16 protein-coding genes are annotated in these 16,732 nt (G+C 47.1%); 5 read left to right on the top strand and 11 right to left on the bottom strand.

All coding sequences use genetic code 11. The features are described 5' to 3' along the window. Nucleotides 1-234: 234 nt before the first annotated feature. Entirely contained in the window at nt 235-1,593 is a 1,359-nt protein-coding gene (gene mgtE / locus AC3RV5_RS03710; RefSeq protein ID WP_489730629.1) for a magnesium transporter, read from the top strand. Nucleotides 1,594-1,597: 4 nt separating this feature from the next. After that, a complete protein-coding gene (locus AC3RV5_RS03715) occupies nt 1,598-2,449 on the top strand; it encodes a DMT family transporter (RefSeq protein WP_489730630.1) in 852 nt (283 codons plus the stop codon). 1 nt (nt 2,450) lies between these two features. Here AC3RV5_RS03715 and galK read toward each other — a convergent pair whose 3' ends face one another. From galK to rpe, 9 genes are all read right to left on the bottom strand, one after another. Next, complete coding sequence (gene galK, locus AC3RV5_RS03720; RefSeq protein ID WP_489732092.1) at nt 2,451-3,551, bottom strand: galactokinase; 1,101 nt, start codon at nt 3,549-3,551, stop codon at nt 2,451-2,453. 76 nt (nt 3,552-3,627) lie between these two features. Continuing rightward, nucleotides 3,628-4,677, bottom strand: a complete 1,050-nt coding sequence (locus AC3RV5_RS03725) for a UDP-glucose--hexose-1-phosphate uridylyltransferase (RefSeq protein ID WP_489730631.1) — start codon at nt 4,675-4,677, stop codon at nt 3,628-3,630. 259 nt (nt 4,678-4,936) lie between these two features. Then, the gene (gene astD, locus AC3RV5_RS03730) at nt 4,937-6,409 is read right to left on the bottom strand and encodes a succinylglutamate-semialdehyde dehydrogenase (RefSeq protein ID WP_489730632.1); all 1,473 of its coding nucleotides are present in this window, start codon (nt 6,407-6,409) and stop codon (nt 4,937-4,939) included. A gap of 3 nt (nt 6,410-6,412) precedes the next feature. Beyond that, a complete protein-coding gene (gene astA / locus AC3RV5_RS03735) occupies nt 6,413-7,447 on the bottom strand; it encodes an arginine N-succinyltransferase (RefSeq protein WP_489730633.1) in 1,035 nt (344 codons plus the stop codon). 24 nt (nt 7,448-7,471) lie between these two features. Continuing rightward, nucleotides 7,472-8,677 carry an aspartate aminotransferase family protein gene (locus AC3RV5_RS03740; protein ID WP_489730634.1) on the bottom strand — a complete coding sequence of 402 codons (1,206 nt, stop codon included), beginning with the start codon at nt 8,675-8,677 and terminating at the stop codon, nt 7,472-7,474. A gap of 274 nt (nt 8,678-8,951) precedes the next feature. Then, complete coding sequence (locus tag AC3RV5_RS03745) at nt 8,952-10,100, bottom strand: HDOD domain-containing protein (RefSeq protein ID WP_489730635.1); 1,149 nt, start codon at nt 10,098-10,100, stop codon at nt 8,952-8,954. A gap of 82 nt (nt 10,101-10,182) precedes the next feature. Then, nucleotides 10,183-10,779 (bottom strand): anthranilate synthase component II, encoded by a 597-nt coding sequence (locus tag AC3RV5_RS03750; RefSeq protein ID WP_489730636.1) that lies wholly within the window; start codon nt 10,777-10,779, stop codon nt 10,183-10,185. Between the two features lie 37 nt (nt 10,780-10,816). After that, the gene (trpS, locus tag AC3RV5_RS03755; RefSeq protein WP_489730637.1) at nt 10,817-11,821 is read right to left on the bottom strand and encodes a tryptophan--tRNA ligase; all 1,005 of its coding nucleotides are present in this window, start codon (nt 11,819-11,821) and stop codon (nt 10,817-10,819) included. An 8-nt stretch (nt 11,822-11,829) separates the two neighbouring features. Then, the gene (rpe, locus tag AC3RV5_RS03760; RefSeq protein WP_489730638.1) at nt 11,830-12,528 is read right to left on the bottom strand and encodes a ribulose-phosphate 3-epimerase; all 699 of its coding nucleotides are present in this window, start codon (nt 12,526-12,528) and stop codon (nt 11,830-11,832) included. Between the two features lie 318 nt (nt 12,529-12,846). Between rpe and AC3RV5_RS03765 the strand changes: the two genes are divergently transcribed. The 3 genes from AC3RV5_RS03765 (at nt 12,847) to AC3RV5_RS03775 (ending at nt 14,236) form a co-directional block, all read left to right on the top strand. Beyond that, complete coding sequence (locus AC3RV5_RS03765; protein ID WP_489730639.1) at nt 12,847-13,482, top strand: TorF family putative porin; 636 nt, start codon at nt 12,847-12,849, stop codon at nt 13,480-13,482. A gap of 245 nt (nt 13,483-13,727) precedes the next feature. Next, the gene (locus AC3RV5_RS03770) at nt 13,728-14,033 is read left to right on the top strand and encodes a hypothetical protein (RefSeq protein WP_489730640.1); all 306 of its coding nucleotides are present in this window, start codon (nt 13,728-13,730) and stop codon (nt 14,031-14,033) included. A 5-nt stretch (nt 14,034-14,038) separates the two neighbouring features. Beyond that, nucleotides 14,039-14,236 carry a DUF2970 domain-containing protein gene (locus tag AC3RV5_RS03775; protein ID WP_489730641.1) on the top strand — a complete coding sequence of 66 codons (198 nt, stop codon included), beginning with the start codon at nt 14,039-14,041 and terminating at the stop codon, nt 14,234-14,236. Between the two features lies 1 nt (nt 14,237). Here AC3RV5_RS03775 and AC3RV5_RS03780 read toward each other — a convergent pair whose 3' ends face one another. Together AC3RV5_RS03780 and AC3RV5_RS03785 are read right to left on the bottom strand one after the other, a co-directional pair. Continuing rightward, nucleotides 14,238-15,077, bottom strand: a complete 840-nt coding sequence (locus AC3RV5_RS03780) for a Dam family site-specific DNA-(adenine-N6)-methyltransferase (protein WP_489730642.1) — start codon at nt 15,075-15,077, stop codon at nt 14,238-14,240. 83 nt (nt 15,078-15,160) lie between these two features. After that, entirely contained in the window at nt 15,161-16,711 is a 1,551-nt protein-coding gene (locus AC3RV5_RS03785) for an SPOR domain-containing protein (RefSeq protein WP_489730643.1), read from the bottom strand. Nucleotides 16,712-16,732: the final 21 nt, after the last annotated feature.

The following is a 16,732-nucleotide window of genomic DNA, read 5'->3' on the forward strand; positions in this document are numbered from 1 at the left end:
AGTATCTATAGTGGAGGATAAAAGGTCTATTGGGTGCAATATTTTACCTTTGTCGCACGGGCTAATGTGTCACACTTTGCTTCGCATGGATTGACTCAGCTCAATTAATATTAGCATTGTGCATAATAAAGCAAAATTAGTACTGCTATGGTTCTTGGCTTACTTTAGAATATCAATCTTAAAACAACCTTAAATCAAGGTTTTATCTAGTTTCGACCAATGTGATAAACGCTTATGCCTGATACCTACGACGCTAAAAACTCTCGCAACCAGCTCGACGATATAAACGCCGCGTTAAACCAAGGCAATATAGTCCACGTCCGGGAAATGTTAAGCGCCATGCCTGCTTGTGATGTGGCCTTGTTGCTCGAATCCAGTCGTAGCCGCTCACGCTCAGAAATTTGGCAGTTAATCGAGCCAAAAGACTACAGTGATGTACTCGAAGAGCTGTCTGAAGATGTGCGTAACGGCATCATTCGCCAGATGGTGCCCGAAATACTGGCCGATGCACTTGAAGAGATGGACACTGACGATCTGGTTGAAACCCTGAGCGGTTTGCCAGAAGCCATCTCTCAGGATGTTTTGAGTTCAATGGATGAGCAGGACCGTCAACGGGCGGAGCAAGCCTTATCCTACGGCGAGGATACCGCCGGTTTTATCATGAATACCGATACTATCACCCTGCGTTCCGAGGTAAGCGTCGATGTTATCCTGCGTTATCTGCGACTCAAGGGCGATATTCCGCCCAGTACAGATACCTTCTATGTGGTTAATCGCCAAGATGAATTAATCGGCAGTGTGCCGGTTACTAAATTGTTGACTGCCATGCCAGACACTAAAGTGCATGAGTTAATGAACAATGATTCGGTCACCGTTCCCATGGATATGAGTGACAGTGAAGTGGCCAGTTTATTTGAGCGTTACGACTGGTTGTCTGCCCCTGTTGTGGATAAAAATAACCACCTGGTTGGCCGGATCACCATAGACGACGTGGTGGATATTATACGCGAAGATGCGGAACACTCGATGATGAGTATGGCGGGTCTGGACGACGAAGAAGATACCTTTGCGCCGGTGTTTAAAAGTACCCAAAAACGCTCCATATGGTTGAGTGTCAATCTGATTACGGCGTTAATGGCCGCTGCCGTAAGCGATTTATTTGAAGCGACCCTTAGCCAACTGGCGGTGCTGGCCATTTTAAATACTATCGTACCCAGTATGGGTGGCGCCGCGGGTAATCAGACCCTGACCTTAGTTATTCGCGGTATGGCTTTGGGCCACGTGGGCAGCAGCAACGCCCGGTGGTTAATCATTAAAGAGCTGACCATAGGTTTTTTTAATGGTGTAATTTGGGCGCTGTTGATAGCTACCGTTATTGCCTTATGGAAACAAGATTTAATGTTAGGCGGGGTGATTGCCTTTGCCATGATGATCAATATGATCGCCGCCGGGTTAGCCGGTGCCACCTTGCCAATTTTGATGAAAAAAATGAATATTGATCCGGCCTTGGCTGGCAGTGTGATCCTGACCACCATCACAGATGTGGTGGGGATCTTTGCCTTTTTAGGTACAGCCACCTGGCTGTTGATCTAAGGCCTTGGCATCTTTTAGGCTCGTATTACTTACCCTGGTGACCCTAGTTGCCTTTGCCGCCAATTCGGTATTATGCCGTTTGGCCCTGGATGTACATCATATGGATCCCATGACCTTTACCGCCGTTCGCCTGGCCTCAGGTGCGGTGATATTGGCGATCCTGTTACTGGTAAAACAGTCGGCGTCCCTGGGCGCTGTTACCCGATTTGGCAGCCATCGAGGCGCCTTGTATTTGTTTGTTTATGCCCTGGGGTTCGCCTATGCCTATGTGTCTTTGCCCACGGCAACCGGGGCGCTGATCTTGTTTGCTGCGGTGCAATTTACCATGTTATTTTTGGCGCGACTGGCCGGGAATCGCATGCTTAGACTGGAAGCCCTGGGAACCGTGATATCTCTGGCCAGTTTTGCTTATTTTGTTCTACCTGACTTGGCTTCACCTAATGCCCTAGGTCTGTTTGTGATGGCCTTGGCGGGCGTTGCTTGGGGCTTGTATAGTCGTGTTGGGGCAAATTCGGCAGATGCATTATTAGATACTGCATCCAATTTTATCCGCTGTTTACCTTTTGCTTTGTTGTTACTGTTTTTCATACCCGCTGGCGAGCTCAGCCTAACCGGGGTTTATTATGCTGTGGCATCCGGCGCACTGGCGTCTGGTCTCGGTTATGCGATTTGGTATCATGTTTTGCCACTGTTAGATAATAGCGTGGCAGCGGTGTGCCAGTTGTCTGTTCCGGTGATCGCGGCTTTTGGCGGGGTACTGTTTGTGGCCGAACCCCTGAGTTTACATTTGATGTTATCTGCCACCGGCATACTGGGCGGCATGTTATTGGTGATCATCGCCAAAAGCCGCCGTTAACTTAACTAGGCAGTATTTCCCCTGCGCCATCGGTGGCGGAACAAACATAAAAGGTTTCCTGATAACCGGTTTGTGCCTGATAATTTTCAGCCAGTAGTTTTTTGGCGCCCGGCACCATGGCGCTTGGCATCAAGGCGACAATACAGCCACCAAAACCTCCGCCGGTCATTCTCACGCCCCCGCACTCACCTAAATATTCGGCTAATGTTGCGACGATAAAATCGATCGGGGGTACGGTGATCTCAAAATCATCGCGCATGGATGCATGAGATTGGGCCATTAAGGCGGACAACGTTTTTGCATCCCCCGTCCTTAAAGCCTCGGCAGCGAGCAAGGTGCGTTCACTGTCAGACACCACATGGTGAGCGCGGCGATATACCAAGTCAGGCAGCAAGTGTTTGCTATTGTGTAAATCCCTAAGGCTAATGTCTCTGAGGGCCTTTATGCCCAATATTTGTGCGGCTTGTTCGCATTGTAGGCGACGGGTATTGTATTCGCTATCCACCAATCCTCGTTTAACATTGGAATTGATGATCACCACATCTAGCTCCGTGGGCATAGAGATCAGCTGAGTTTCCAATGAACGACAATCCAGTAACAAGGCATGATTTTTTGCCCCACAAGCACTGACCATTTGATCCATGATCCCGCAGTTGCAACCAACAAATTGATTTTCCGCTTGTTGGCCATTGAGTGCCACATCAGCACTGCTAATGGGCAAGTTATATAGCTGGCGAAATGTCTCACCTATAGCCACTTCTAACGACGCCGAGGAGCTTAGCCCTGCGCCTTGTGGTACGTTGCCGGTGACCACCAAATCCGCCCCGGTAAAATCAAAACCACACATTTGCAAATGTTTCACGACGCCACGGATATAGTTGCTCCACAGCTGGGTGGGGTGGGGCAGGATAGGCTCTTTTAGGGAAAATTCATCATATTCGTTAGCATAATCTGCCGCTACCACCCGCACCATGTCGTCATCACGAGGCCTCGCGGCCACCAACGTGTGATAGTTGATGGCACAGGGCAATACAAAGCCATCGTTGTAATCGGTATGCTCACCAATCAGATTAACCCGTCCAGGCGCCTGAAAGTGGCGCATAGGAACTACATTAAAGGTTGCTTCAAATAGCTTATCAAGTGTGTCCAGGGTAGATTGACAAATAGCTGACATACTCTTAAACCTCTTTTGATTCGTTGTAATGCACATCACTTAACGTTTGTAGTTTTTGTGCAGCTTGTTCTGGGGTGAGATCCCGTTGTGGTTCGGCTAACATTTCATAACCGACCATGAATTTACGTACTGTAGCTGAGCGTAATAATGGCGGGTAAAAATGGGCGTGTAGCTGCCAGTGTTCAGTTGCATTACTATTATGTGGTGCACCATGCCATCCCATGGAATAAGGAAATGAGCATCGGAAAAGGTTATCGTAGCGGCTGGTAAGTTTTTTCATGGCCAGCGCCAGATCAGCCTGTTGAAGCTCATTCATCTCATCGAATCTGGCGCATTTGAATTTTGGCATCAGCAGCGTCTCAAATGGCCACGCCGCCCAGTAGGGAACCACGGCAATCCAATGCTCGGTTTCAACCACGGTACGCTGGCCATTGGCAGATTCCTTGTGGGCATAATCGAGTAACATGGCGCTTTGGTGTTTGGCAAAATAGTTCGCCTGGTTAATATCTGCCTTGAGCACTTCATTAGGAATAAAATCGTTGGCCCATATTTGGCCATGGGGATGAGGATTAGAGCAACCCATAGCCGCCCCCTTGTTTTCAAATACCTGCACCCAGGCATAGTCTTTGCCTAGTTCGGCAACCTGTTGGCGCCAAGTGCTGATCACTTCTTCAATGGCCGATAATGATAATTCAGGCAAGGATTTATTGTGAGCAGGTGAAAAACAAATAACTCGACTGGTGCCCCGGGCTGCTTGTAAGGTAAATAAGTCATCATTTTGTTGCTGGACTTTGGGTGTATCACTCATTAAGGCCGCAAAATCGTTGGTAAAGACAAACGTGCCCTGGTAGTCGGGATTCAGCTCGCCGTTGATACGGGTATTGCCTGCACATAGAAAACAATTAGGATCATGGCTGACACTGTCATCGGCTTGGGGTTTTTCTACCTGTCCTTGCCAAGGGCGTTTTGCCCTGTGAGGTGAAACCAATACCCAATCATTGGTTAACGGATTGCGGCGGCGGTGAGAGTGGTCAACGGGATCAAATTTAGGCATAGGGACACAACATGTAAAGTTTCGGTTAATAAATACTATTATAGTATTTATTAAATTTTAATTTGTAAACCCGAAAATGTCACCATCAACTTAAAATAAATTTAGTTAAAGTTAGCCCATATGTGCCCCAGAGTATTTAAATCAAGGATGAGAGCCGGTTACAGATACAAAAAAGCCTGCTTAAAAAACAGGCTTTTTACTGACTAAATTTTCCAAAGGATACTAGCCCGATACGTTATCTAGGATAACCTACAGCGTTTTACAGCGTTAAACCAGGGTTAAGGTTGCCAGGTAAGGTGACTTTTTCCAGCTCAACCGATGCCACCGGATAGGCACAATAATCCGCCGCGTAAAAAGCACTGGCCCTGTGGTTACCACTTTCGCCTACGCCACCAAAGGGAGCCGCACCACTGGCACCGGTAATAGGGCGGTTCCAGTTTACGATACCGGCACGTATACGTTTGTAAAAATGCTGATACAAACCTTCGTTATCGGACAATAAACCAGCTGATAAACCAAAGCTGGTATTATTTGCCTGGGTAATCGCTTTGTCAAAGTCGCTGTAACGAATGACCTTTAACAACGGACCGAAGTGTTCTTCATCTGGCATGTTGTCTATTATGGCCGTGACATCCAAAATACCCGGGCTGACAAAACCTGACTCCGGGTCGAGGTGTTTAAGTTCGATCAGCGCTGTGGCACCCAATTCAATCAGTTGTTGCTGGGCCGTAACCATCATAGCCGCCGCCTGGCGGGAGATCATCGCCCCCATAAAGGGTTGTTCTTGGGCATCGTAATCGCCGACCTTGATATTCGCCGTGACCTCAAGCAAGCGGGCCAATATCTGGTCTCCCTGCTCGTTGTTTTCGATAAACAATTTACGAGCGCAGGTACAGCGCTGGCCAGATGTCACAAAGGCAGACTGAATGATGTCGTGTACGGTGGCATCAATGTCACTGACATCTTTTACCATAAGCGGGTTATTGCCGCCCATTTCCAAGGCCAGTATTTTTCCGGGATGGCCGGCAAATTGTTCATGTAATATCTTGCCGGTACGTGAACTACCGGTGAAGAATAAGCCGTCTAAATCCGGGTGGGCCGCTAAGGCTTTGCCTGTTTCCACTTCACCCTGGACCAGATTTAATACCCCGGCAGGTAAACCAGCTTGTTGCCACAGCTGTACGGTTTTTTCGGCTACCAGTGGGGTGAGATCGCTGGGTTTAAAAACCACACAGTTACCAGCCAACAAGGCGGGAACAATATGGCCATTGGGCAGGTGGCCCGGAAAATTGTAGGGGCCAAATACCGCAACCACACCGTGGGGTTTGTGGCGAATAAAGGCTCGGCCTACTGGCATCGCATTTTCGACCAGGCCAGTGCGTTCGTGATAGGCTTTCTCGGAAAGGGCAATTTTACCTATCATCGCGCCGACTTCGGTGGCGGTTTCCCATAATGGTTTACCTGTTTCACGGGCAATTGTCAGGGCCAGCATGTCTTTGTTTTCTGCCAACAGTTCGGCAAAACGTTTAACCACTGCCAAACGTTCAGTAAAAGCTAAATCGGCCCAGGCTAACGAAGCCCCACGAGCCGCTACGACCGCAAGGTTAACTTGTTCTTTGGAGGCGGATTTAGCTTGCCAAATAATGGTTTTTTTAGCCGGATCGACCGATTCAATCGGGTGGCCTTCACCTGGGAGCCATTTTCCGGCGATAAGATGTGTATTTTGTGTCATGGTTTAACCCTTAAATGTTGTCGGTGCGAAGCGAATGCTGTGGCCATTTTCTATTGCCAGTGAGTTGGCAGCGGCTTGGGAAATAAAGGCCAGATTGTTTGTTTCATCCACTGTCAATTTTGTCACGACGCCGCAAAAATCCGCGACTTTAGTGTTGATTACGAACTGCTCAGGACCTTGAGCCGCCTTTTCATCGTTGATTTCGATTGGCATTTTGCGACTGCACTGGGCGGTTCGAATATGTTTGAGGTTTGCTTCTACCGTTGGGCCGGCATCAAAAATATCCACATAACCTCGACAGCTAAAACCTTCTTGCTCAAGTAATTTAAGTGCTGGCTTGGTTTTGTCATGGACTTTGCCAATCACGGCCTGAGCTTCTGGGCTCAGGAGACTAACGTATATGGGGTATTTGGGCATCAGTTCGGCGATAAACTGCTTCTGGCCTATACCTGTCAAATAATCTGCCGTGGGGAAGTCCATGGAAAAGAAGTGTTCTTCCAACCATTGCCAAAAAGGCGACCGCCCAGTGTCATCACTGATCCCGCGCATTTCAGCAATAATGGTTTCGGCAAACCTATGTTGATGTTCCATCATAAACAAAAAACGAAACTTGGACAAAAAGCGGCCATTGGAGCCTTTGCGCGCCGATTCACGCAAAAACAAGGTACAAATCTCTGATACCCCGGTGTAATCATTACACAGGGTTAAAATATCGGCTGTGTTATATATATCCAGTTCTCGTGAGGCGTGCACCACTTTACTCAAATGATAATGGTAAAATGCGTCGTCTAAACCCACGCTTGAGGCGATGCCACTGGTGCCCACCACTTGGCCGGTATCCAGGTCCTCCATGACAAATAGATAACTTTCGTTGCCAGGGGCAGTGATATCCGAGGCAAAAGAGGCTTCAGACAACGTTATTTTGCTTTTCAGCAGCTCTTCATTGACCGGCAAGGAGGTAAACCCTATCCCGGATTCTTCTGCTATATCCAGCAACACAGGAAAATCACTGTGACGGATAGGACGAATAATATTCATGGGCGCTGACTCTTCTTTAGTGACTTAGCCGTTTACAACTTTAGCTACTGCGCGTTCGAACCGCGCTAAACCTTCCTGGATATCTGCATCAGGGATAATTAAAGAAGGAGCAAAACGAACCACATTAGCACCGGCGATCAGGCACATAAGTTTTTCATTGGCACTGGCCACCAAAAACTCACGTGAACGACCGGCAAACTTGTCATTTAAGGCACAACCTAACAACAAACCTTTGCCTCTGATTTCACTAAATACCTGATATTTATCGTTAATGCTTTTCAGTCCATCACGGAATAATTGTTCTTTGAGTTTCACGCCGTTTAATACCGCAGAGGTATTGACTATGTCCAATACCTGTTCGGCAACCGCACATGCCAGTGGGTTACCACCGTAAGTACTGCCATGGGTACCCACTTTCAAGTGTGCGGCGATCGCCGCAGTCGTCAGCATGGCTCCTATGGGGAACCCACCACCTAAGGCTTTTGCTGTGGTTAGGATGTCCGGGACAACGCCCAAACCCATATAGGCATATAACTCTCCTGTACGACCCATACCAGATTGCACTTCGTCGAAAATAAGCAGGGCTTGGTGCTGGTCACATAAGTCACGTACGCCTTGCACAAATGCTTGTGTCGGGCTAATGATCCCGCCTTCCCCTTGTAGAGGCTCCATCATTACAGCACAGGTTTTATCTGACATGATCGCCTTTAGGGCGTCCAGATCGTTGTAGTCGACGTGATCCACACCGCCAGGTTTGGGTCCGAATCCATCAGAATAGGCGGGTTGTCCACCCACTGTCACCGTAAAAAAGGTTCGACCGTGGAAACCTTGTTTAAAAGATATGATTTGATTTTTGTGCTCGCCATACTGCTCCAGTGCAAATCGACGAGCCAGTTTCAGGGCCGCTTCATTGGCTTCAGCGCCTGAATTGGCAAAATATACGCGCTCAGCGAAAGTCGCGTCAGTTAGTTTTTTTGCTAAACGCAATGCAGGCTCATTGGTCAATACATTGCTTAAATGCCAAAGCTTTTCACCTTGTTCTTTGAGCGTGGCAACCAACTGTGGGTGACAATGCCCTAATACGTTTACCGCTATACCGCCTGCGAAATCCAAATATTCATCGCCTGCCTGGTCCCAAATTCGTGATCCTAAACCGCGTACGGGGATCATTGCGGCGGGGTTGTAGTTAGGAACCATTACTTCGTCAAACAATTCGCGGGTAACTTGCATTTAGGTTATCTCCAAAATTTAGCTGCCAGAAGGCATAAAATAGTGGCACATTATTTCAGATAATAAACCGCTTGTCTGCATAGTGTTATCGGGTAAAGCCTTAATTTTAAAGGGCTTGTGTAAACTTGCACTAATAGTGAATAAGTATTTAAGTCGGGTTTATTCTTAAGTTCGGTGACCCGTGCTACTAGCACTCGTTATTATCATTGAAGGGGAAAAAATAGCCATCATGCACAGTGCATGAATATCTACACAAATAATTAACTTTTTGGTATCAATTTTCAGTTATCAAGTTCAAAGAGCGTAAATCTGTAGTTTTAAGTACTTCCAATGATCCCAAAGGCAGAGCAAAAACACGCAGATATTCCCTGGATTCTTCTTGATTGATCAGATTGTGATTTTTTAATATGCGATACTGGGCATAACCTCTGGCTTGTATTATCACCTTGCTCAAGCCCGTCAACTTTCCCAGACTCTGTTGTTGCCCTAACTGCTGCGCGGCGTCCTGAATAAACAACTGGCGGAGACCCATATGGGTGATAAGTCGCGCCGAAGTGGGGTCGGCGTACTTATCTAGTAGTTTAATGAGAAAGGCGCCGCTGGGCTCAAGCTTAGCCAGTGCCGCATGTTGTTTATGCTGGAATTTAGCATGGGCTAGTTTCATACTGTCAATCCGGATCTGATCAAACAGCCTGAAATACAGTTTTACCACTGCAATCTTTCCAAGAACCTGCAGCAGGCCTAAGGTAAAAGCAGAATTTTCTTCTATGGCGCTAAACACTGCCAGGCGCTTGCTAGCCATGGACGTGGCTATCGCTTGTTCCCAAATGCGATTTTTAATGCGGTGATAGGGATCGCTTATTTGCGGCAAGCAGCGCCTAACCGCTAGAAACGGTAGCACCATCTTTAGATTGTCAACGCCAAAAAAGCTTAACGCCACACGCAGGGTATTGGCGGTCAATATTCTACCTTTGCTATCTTTGCGCTGGTATTTAGGGGAATTGAGTAGTTTTATTAAATCTTTGTATAACCAGGGGATTTGCACCGCCAGCGCTTCAAGCCTGGAAATAGTGCAAGCTTTAACCGCCAGCAAGTCCAATAGCTCGCACATGACCGAATCTATCCCCAGTACTTTGTAAAAAAGGTTGTCAGTATCTTTGAGTGCTTCGACTAATTGTGCCTCGAGTGTGTGATGTAATTTCTCCAAGGTTGAGTCTAGATAAACTTGTTCTATTTGTTGAATGATCTTTTTATCGAGACGAGCCTGTTTTTCAACGGCCAGCAATTCTCGTTCGATAGCGACGCCTGGTTTTCTCAGCGGGTCAGTTTTTTCCGCCAATCGCTTTTTGATGGTCTTAAGATCAATAAAAAGCTGTTTATAACGTGCTTCGATTAGTCGGAAATTTTCCGCTTGTTGTGTCATTGAACGCTCAGGTGGCCCTTACTCAGTTGGCCTTAATTGGTTAAATAAGTCACATAAGTTGTACCGCATTTTAGGTGTACCACTAGTGACTGTTGTCAGCTTGTGATGCGTATAAAAAATTCTCCAAGATCTGCTTGCCACTGGTGCTAAGCAACGACTCTGGATGAAATTGCACACCGAAAATCGGAAAATGTTTATGCTCTATGGCCATCACCTCAGGAAGCTGTCCACCTTCATCGCACCAGGCACTGATGGTGAATTCCTCGGGTATGGTATCCCTGTGCAATAGTAGAGAATGGTATCGGGTCGCAACAAAGGGGCTAGTAACGTGCTTAAAAAGCGGTGTGGCACTGTGTGTTATGTTTGAGGTTTTACCATGTTTGATATTAGCAGCGCGGATCACCTTGGCGCCAAATACTTGGCCTATGGCCTGGTGACCTAAACACACGCCTAACATAGGTATAGAACCGGAAAATTCCTGGATCGCCGACAAAGTGATACCTGCGTCGTCCGGGGTACCTGGGCCGGGAGAAAACACCAAAAATCTCGGCGCCAGCAGGGTGATCTGCTGGCAAGTGATCTTGTCATTACGCACCACTTTTACTTTCTGGCCTAAAGCAACAAAATAGCGGGCCAGGTTGTGGGTAAAAGAATCGTAATTATCGATTAACAGCAGCATGCACAAATCATGTTGGCGGAGCAGCCGGAGAATATGTTCACGGGCGGGCAACAAATCCTATAGCTTCGTAGACCTTAACCAAGGTGATTTCTGCTCGGGCCCCGGCTTGTTCTGCGCCCACCGCCATGATGCGGTTCAGTTCAGCGCGATCATCACGTAGCTGTGCATATTTTTGCTGTATGGGTTCGAGTAAGGCGACTACCGCATCGGCTACATCGCCTTTTAAGTGCCCGTACATCTTGTTTTCATATTCTGGTACCAGTGATTCAATACTCTTGCCGGTTGCTCCGGCTAAAATGCCCAACAGATTGGACACCCCGGGTTTTTCCACCATATCGAAGTGGATCCGCGCATGTTCGTCGGAATCTGTCACGGCTCGTTTGATTTTTTTACTGATCTTTTTCGGGTCTTCTAACAATCCGACAAAGTTATTGGCATTGTCATCTGATTTGGACATTTTTTTGGTCGGATCTTGTAAGCTCATAACCCGGGCGCCGAATTGCGGGATGAAGGGTTGGGGAACCGTGAATACTGGTTGGTACAAATTGTTGAAACGCGTGGCGATATCGCGTGCCAGTTCCAGATGTTGTTTCTGATCGTCCCCCACCGGTACCTGATTGGCCTGGTAAAGTAAAATATCTGCCGCCATTAACGCCGGGTAGGTGTATAAACCGGCATTGATATTGGAAATGTTTTTAGCCGACTTATCTTTAAACTGAGTCATGCGATTGAGCTCACCCATCTGGGTATAACAATTCAATACCCAGCCCAATTGAGCGTGTTGCGGCACATGAGATTGAATAAAGATGGTGCTTTGCTGGGGATCGATACCACAGGCAATATAGAGGGCTAAACCGTCCAGGCAGGCCTCATATAAGGCCTTGGGATCTTGGCGCACGGTTATGGCATGCATGTCTACCAGCATATACAGGCAATCATGATCAGATTGCATATCAACCCACTGACGCAATGCTCCCATGTAATTACCAATGGTAAGTTGTCCTGAAGGCTGACAGCCGCTAAGTACGATAGGTTTGCTCATAATATTTTTTATCTATTTGGTTTGGTTAAACTGGGGTCATTAACTTTGGCTAATTCGTGGCGCATCTGTTTAATCACGTGGGCGTAATCGCCCTGGTTAAAAATAGCCGAGCCGGCAACAAACATATCTGCACCCGCCTCGGCAATGGCGCGAATGTTATCGACTTTTACACCACCGTCAATTTCTATTCTAATATTGTGGCCGCTGGCTTGGATCATTTGTTTAACCGTGCGCAATTTATCCAGAGTTTGGGGGATAAAAGCTTGGCCGCCAAAACCGGGATTGACCGACATCAACAATACATGATGCAATTTGTGCATAACATAAGTGAGGTGATCCACAGATGTGGCGGGATTAAGCACCAAACCCGGTTTGCAGCCAGCATCGAGAATCAAGCCAATGCTGCGGTCCACGTGTTTTGATGCCTCTGGATGAAAACTTATCAGGCTGGCCCCTGCCTCTGCAAAACTGCTGATCATGTCGTCTACAGGTTCAACCATCAAATGCACATCAATATCCGCCGTTACACCGTAGTCACGCAGAGCCTTACAAATCATCGGGCCTATGGTCAGATTAGGCACATAGTGATTGTCCATCACATCAAAATGGATAACATCGGCTCCCGCAGCCAATACCGCGTCTACTTCTTCACCAAGTCGGGCGAAATCAGCGGACAATATAGATGGAGCAATCAAATAGGGACGCATGGAAACCTCGACTTTAAAAAGCGCTACTCTACCGAAAAATTGCCCGAGACAAAAGCATCACGGACGCACTAAATAAGGGCGTGTGGGTCAACTTGGTGCAAAGTTGCACTGACAGTTAGCTGGTAGTATTGCGGCCTCTTCCGTGTCTTTAATAAAAAACAGCTTAATATCAAATGGTTACAAATATAGTCTTGGGGTTAGCCGGGAAAAAATTTTGCGGCATCAGTTTTGCGTAGGCATGAATAGAAAATAATAACAAATCGACAGAATTTACACATAACTGATTGAAAATATTAAAATTACAAACGGAGTCCACAAATGAAAACATTAAAAATTAGCGCCCTGGCTGGAGCAGTATTGGTTGCTGCAACTTTAAGTCAGCCTGCGTTTGCCGACGTTAGCGCCAATATTGGTGTCGTATCCCAGTACCATTTCCGCGGTATTCAGCAAACAACTGGAGCCTCTACTAGCGCGGGCTTGGATTATTCAGAAGGTGGTTTTTATGTTGGTACTTGGGCAGCTGATGTAGCCGATGGCTTAGAAGTTGATCTGTACGGCGGATATGGTATCGAGCTGGATAATGGTCTGTCGTTGGGTGTCGGCGCAACCACTTATCAATATACCGGTGATTTTGACTCAGCTTATAATGAAATTAACTTGAGCGCCGGCTTCGGCATGTTTAGCGTAGCTTACAGTATTGGTACTCAGGATGACGATGCTGGCCTTGAAATCGACGAGGCGGATTATACTTTCCTGGCAATCAGCGCTCAATACAATGGTTTTAGTGCGACCTTTGGTTCCTGGGGTGATGAATTCGATGGTGACTATGTTGAAGCCGCTTATGGCACCGAAATAGGTGGCTTTGATGTTGGCGTTGGGATAGTGATCAGTGGCCGTGATTTGGATGACGATGAAGCTATGTACTTTTCGTTGAGTAAATCCTTCGACCTATAACTTCACCTGCTAATTAATCTTCTACGCATACCGGGTATCGGCATACCGGGTATCGACATACCGGGTATCGAAAGATCCCCGGTATTTTTGTGCATATTTCCCGCAAATACTGACCTTTTTGCTCACTTATTGTGTAATATATTGACCTCATGTTGCGGTGAGTGGTCTGACAATCAGGATAAAATAAATTTTGAGCGGAGGTCTATGGGGTATAATGCAACAAAATATTTCAGCGGAGATAGAGCATGGACAGGAAGTTAAAAAGTGTAGTGAGTTTTGCTGCCTGCGCATTACTTGGGGTGCTGGCAATAGGACAAACTTCCACCCGTGAAGGCAGTGTGTTCTGTAGTTGCCCACAATCCGTCAGTTTTGATCATGGCCTACCCATGAGTCATCCTATTAATCGTTGCGCATCTCAGCAGGCAGATGAAATTAGTTGGGGGGGCTGGATTAAAGGGCAATCCGCCTCATATCAATTTCATTTTATTGATTTACTTGAGTTGCTTTCGCGTTATGCTGAGGAAACAGACGAACCTCAACCTGCAGCCTAAGAACCATGTCAAAATCAAAACCCAGTTTGTTGGATGTATTTAAGAGCGTAGCCGCAAGTGCCTTTGGGGTGCAAAGCGGTGCCAACCGTGAACGAGATTTCCAGCAACAGTCTGTTGTGCCCTACATAGTTGTTGGGGTGTTTTTTGTGATTGTCTTTATCGTTGTGTTGATGTTTGTGGTAGCTAGTGTCCTTCCAGACTAATTTATTTGCCATTAAGCAATGGCAAATAATACAAGGCTAATAATTCACTGACTTTCTTTCTGCCATTGCCCTTTTGACTGATAAAACGACTCACCTGTAGTTCAGACAACTTCGCCTTATGATAGAGTCTGCGAGTATCCTCGGTATCGTGGTTACTGAGCAAAACCGGGATCTGTCGTTTAAAAGCCGTGCTCGCTGCTATCTCAGCCAGGTTTGCCTGTTCCGCCAACGAAAAGCCACTTTTTGCATAGCTGTTAAAGTTTGCAGTTTTGCTGATCGGGGCATAAGGCGGATCGCAATAGATTACTGAACCTTTACGGGCACGACTGAATACTTTCTCATAAGATTCACACACAAATACCGCACGCCTGGATTTTTCCGCGAAGAAGTACAATTCTTCCCGGGGGAAATAGGGAGATTTGTATTTGCCAAAGGGCACATTAAAAATCCCGGACAGATTGTAACGGCATAAACCATTGTAGCCAAAACGATTGAGGTACAAAAATAGCACCGCACGGTGATAAATATCACAGCTGGCATTGAACTCTGCGCGCAGGGCATAATAACGTTCAGCACAGTTATTTTGTGCAGTAAAAAGTTTGGCACTATCGAGAATATAATTATCCGGTTGGGTCTGCAGTATTTTATACAGATTGATCAAATCCGGATTGATATCATTCAGTAAATAGCTAGGGTAATCACTGTTCAAAAAAACCGAACCTGCTCCCACGAAGGGTTCAATCAACTTTTTGGCAGCGGGCAGGTGCGCGTTGATTTGCTCGACGAGTCGGTATTTTCCGCCGGCCCATTTCAAAAAGGCCCTGTTTTTCTTTTCGGTCATTGAGGATTCTTGTCAGGCCGGATTTGGCAAAGCCGGGATTGTAACCAGCTATGCCAAAAACAACAATTAGCTTAGGGTTTTTATTATGGGTTTCTTATTTCTTGCTGCATTTTATCCACATTTTTGGGAAAAGGTGTGGTTTGGCGCATGCTCTTGGGTAACGATCCTCCAGCTTGAACGGCGCCGCCCAGGGATGGATAATAGCTATTGTTGAGCAATACATACCAATCGTTGCCATAACGCCGGGTTTTATAGATCCAAACATGGTCAGCGAGTTGATTGCTCTTTATATAGTCATCCATTGCCTGAGGGCTTCCCAAACCGATAACTTGCAATACATAACCACTTGGCTTCAACGCCAATAAAGTTCGTTCATTGTACCGATACGATGGCCCAGCCACACTGCTTACAGTTTGTTTTGGCGGCTTTATTTGCGGGGCAATTTTTGGACCTACACCAAGATTGAGCTTAGTGTTTTTAGGCAAGACTTGTTCCGCCACCGCTTGTTCAATATAGGGTTTTGGCAGTGCACCAACTTGTACGATTGCCTGATCTTCTGGGACCCGCTCACTGGCGGGCTTTTGTACGCCTGGCGTAGCTGTTGAGCGTTCAGCTGAAGGGACCTCTGGTGCGGCTTCTTGTGTCTGGATGCCTGGATCTTTTGAAGTCGCATTCGCAGGTCGGCGCGGAGCTTTGGTTTGATCAATTCTGGCTGACTCACTTTGCCATGAACTCACCAGGGCATCCCTAGTGGAGACTGCCTCAGTGGAGACTGCCTGGGCGGGTACGGGAGCCACACTGCGACTATGGGGCTTATTATCCTCTGGCGGTATGTTGACCGGGATAACTGCAGGTTTAGCTGGGTCAGCTTCATGTTCAGGGCTAAGGTCAGTAGAGTTGGATACAGCGTCATCCTTCAGTGCCAGTATTTTATCTGGAAATTGTGGATATTGAACCAGTAACAGCGCTGCAAAAATAGACACAAATACTAAGCCGGTCAGGGCTAGAAACCAGGGGCGATGTAACAGCGTTTTAGTTGCCAATGCGGATGAAGGCTCACGGTTGAGCAGGCGCTGGGCAAATGCCTGACGTTTTTGGCTGATCATTTGCTCTAATTCAGAACCCTGTGCCGCTGTCTCAGGGGGGCACATGCTGAACACGATGGGTCGGTTAGCATCGTCGATGGTGAGCAGACTCTTAGCGTCATCAGCCCAGCTACCTTCCCCAAACAGCAATACATTGACGTTTTGCTCGGGAAATTTTTGCTGGTTTGACAACACCAATTGCCAACATTCCTGGAGCACATTGGGTGGTATGTTTTGGGCGTGTAAAACGCAGATCAACACAGACTCTGTGAATTGGGAAAGGGGGGAAAGCATGTCTTGTACTGGCTGACGGCCATGATGTTGTTGGGTGCCTAACAATTGCTGCGCTAGTTGTTGGCGAAAATCATCCGCTTGCATATTCTCCTTTGCACTGATCACGGCGACGTCCGCGCTTTCAGCTTGCACAGCCAGAAGATGCTCAATGATTTGTGACTGGCCCGTGGTCTGATGCCCAGTGTTGATAAAAATCAACTGGGACGAATAACTGATTAAATGATCCAGTCGTTTGTGCAGGTCAGATGTTGGCAACGGCTAATCTCGCTAGTAGGT

The organism is Paraglaciecola sp. IT1134, assembly GCF_058068185.1.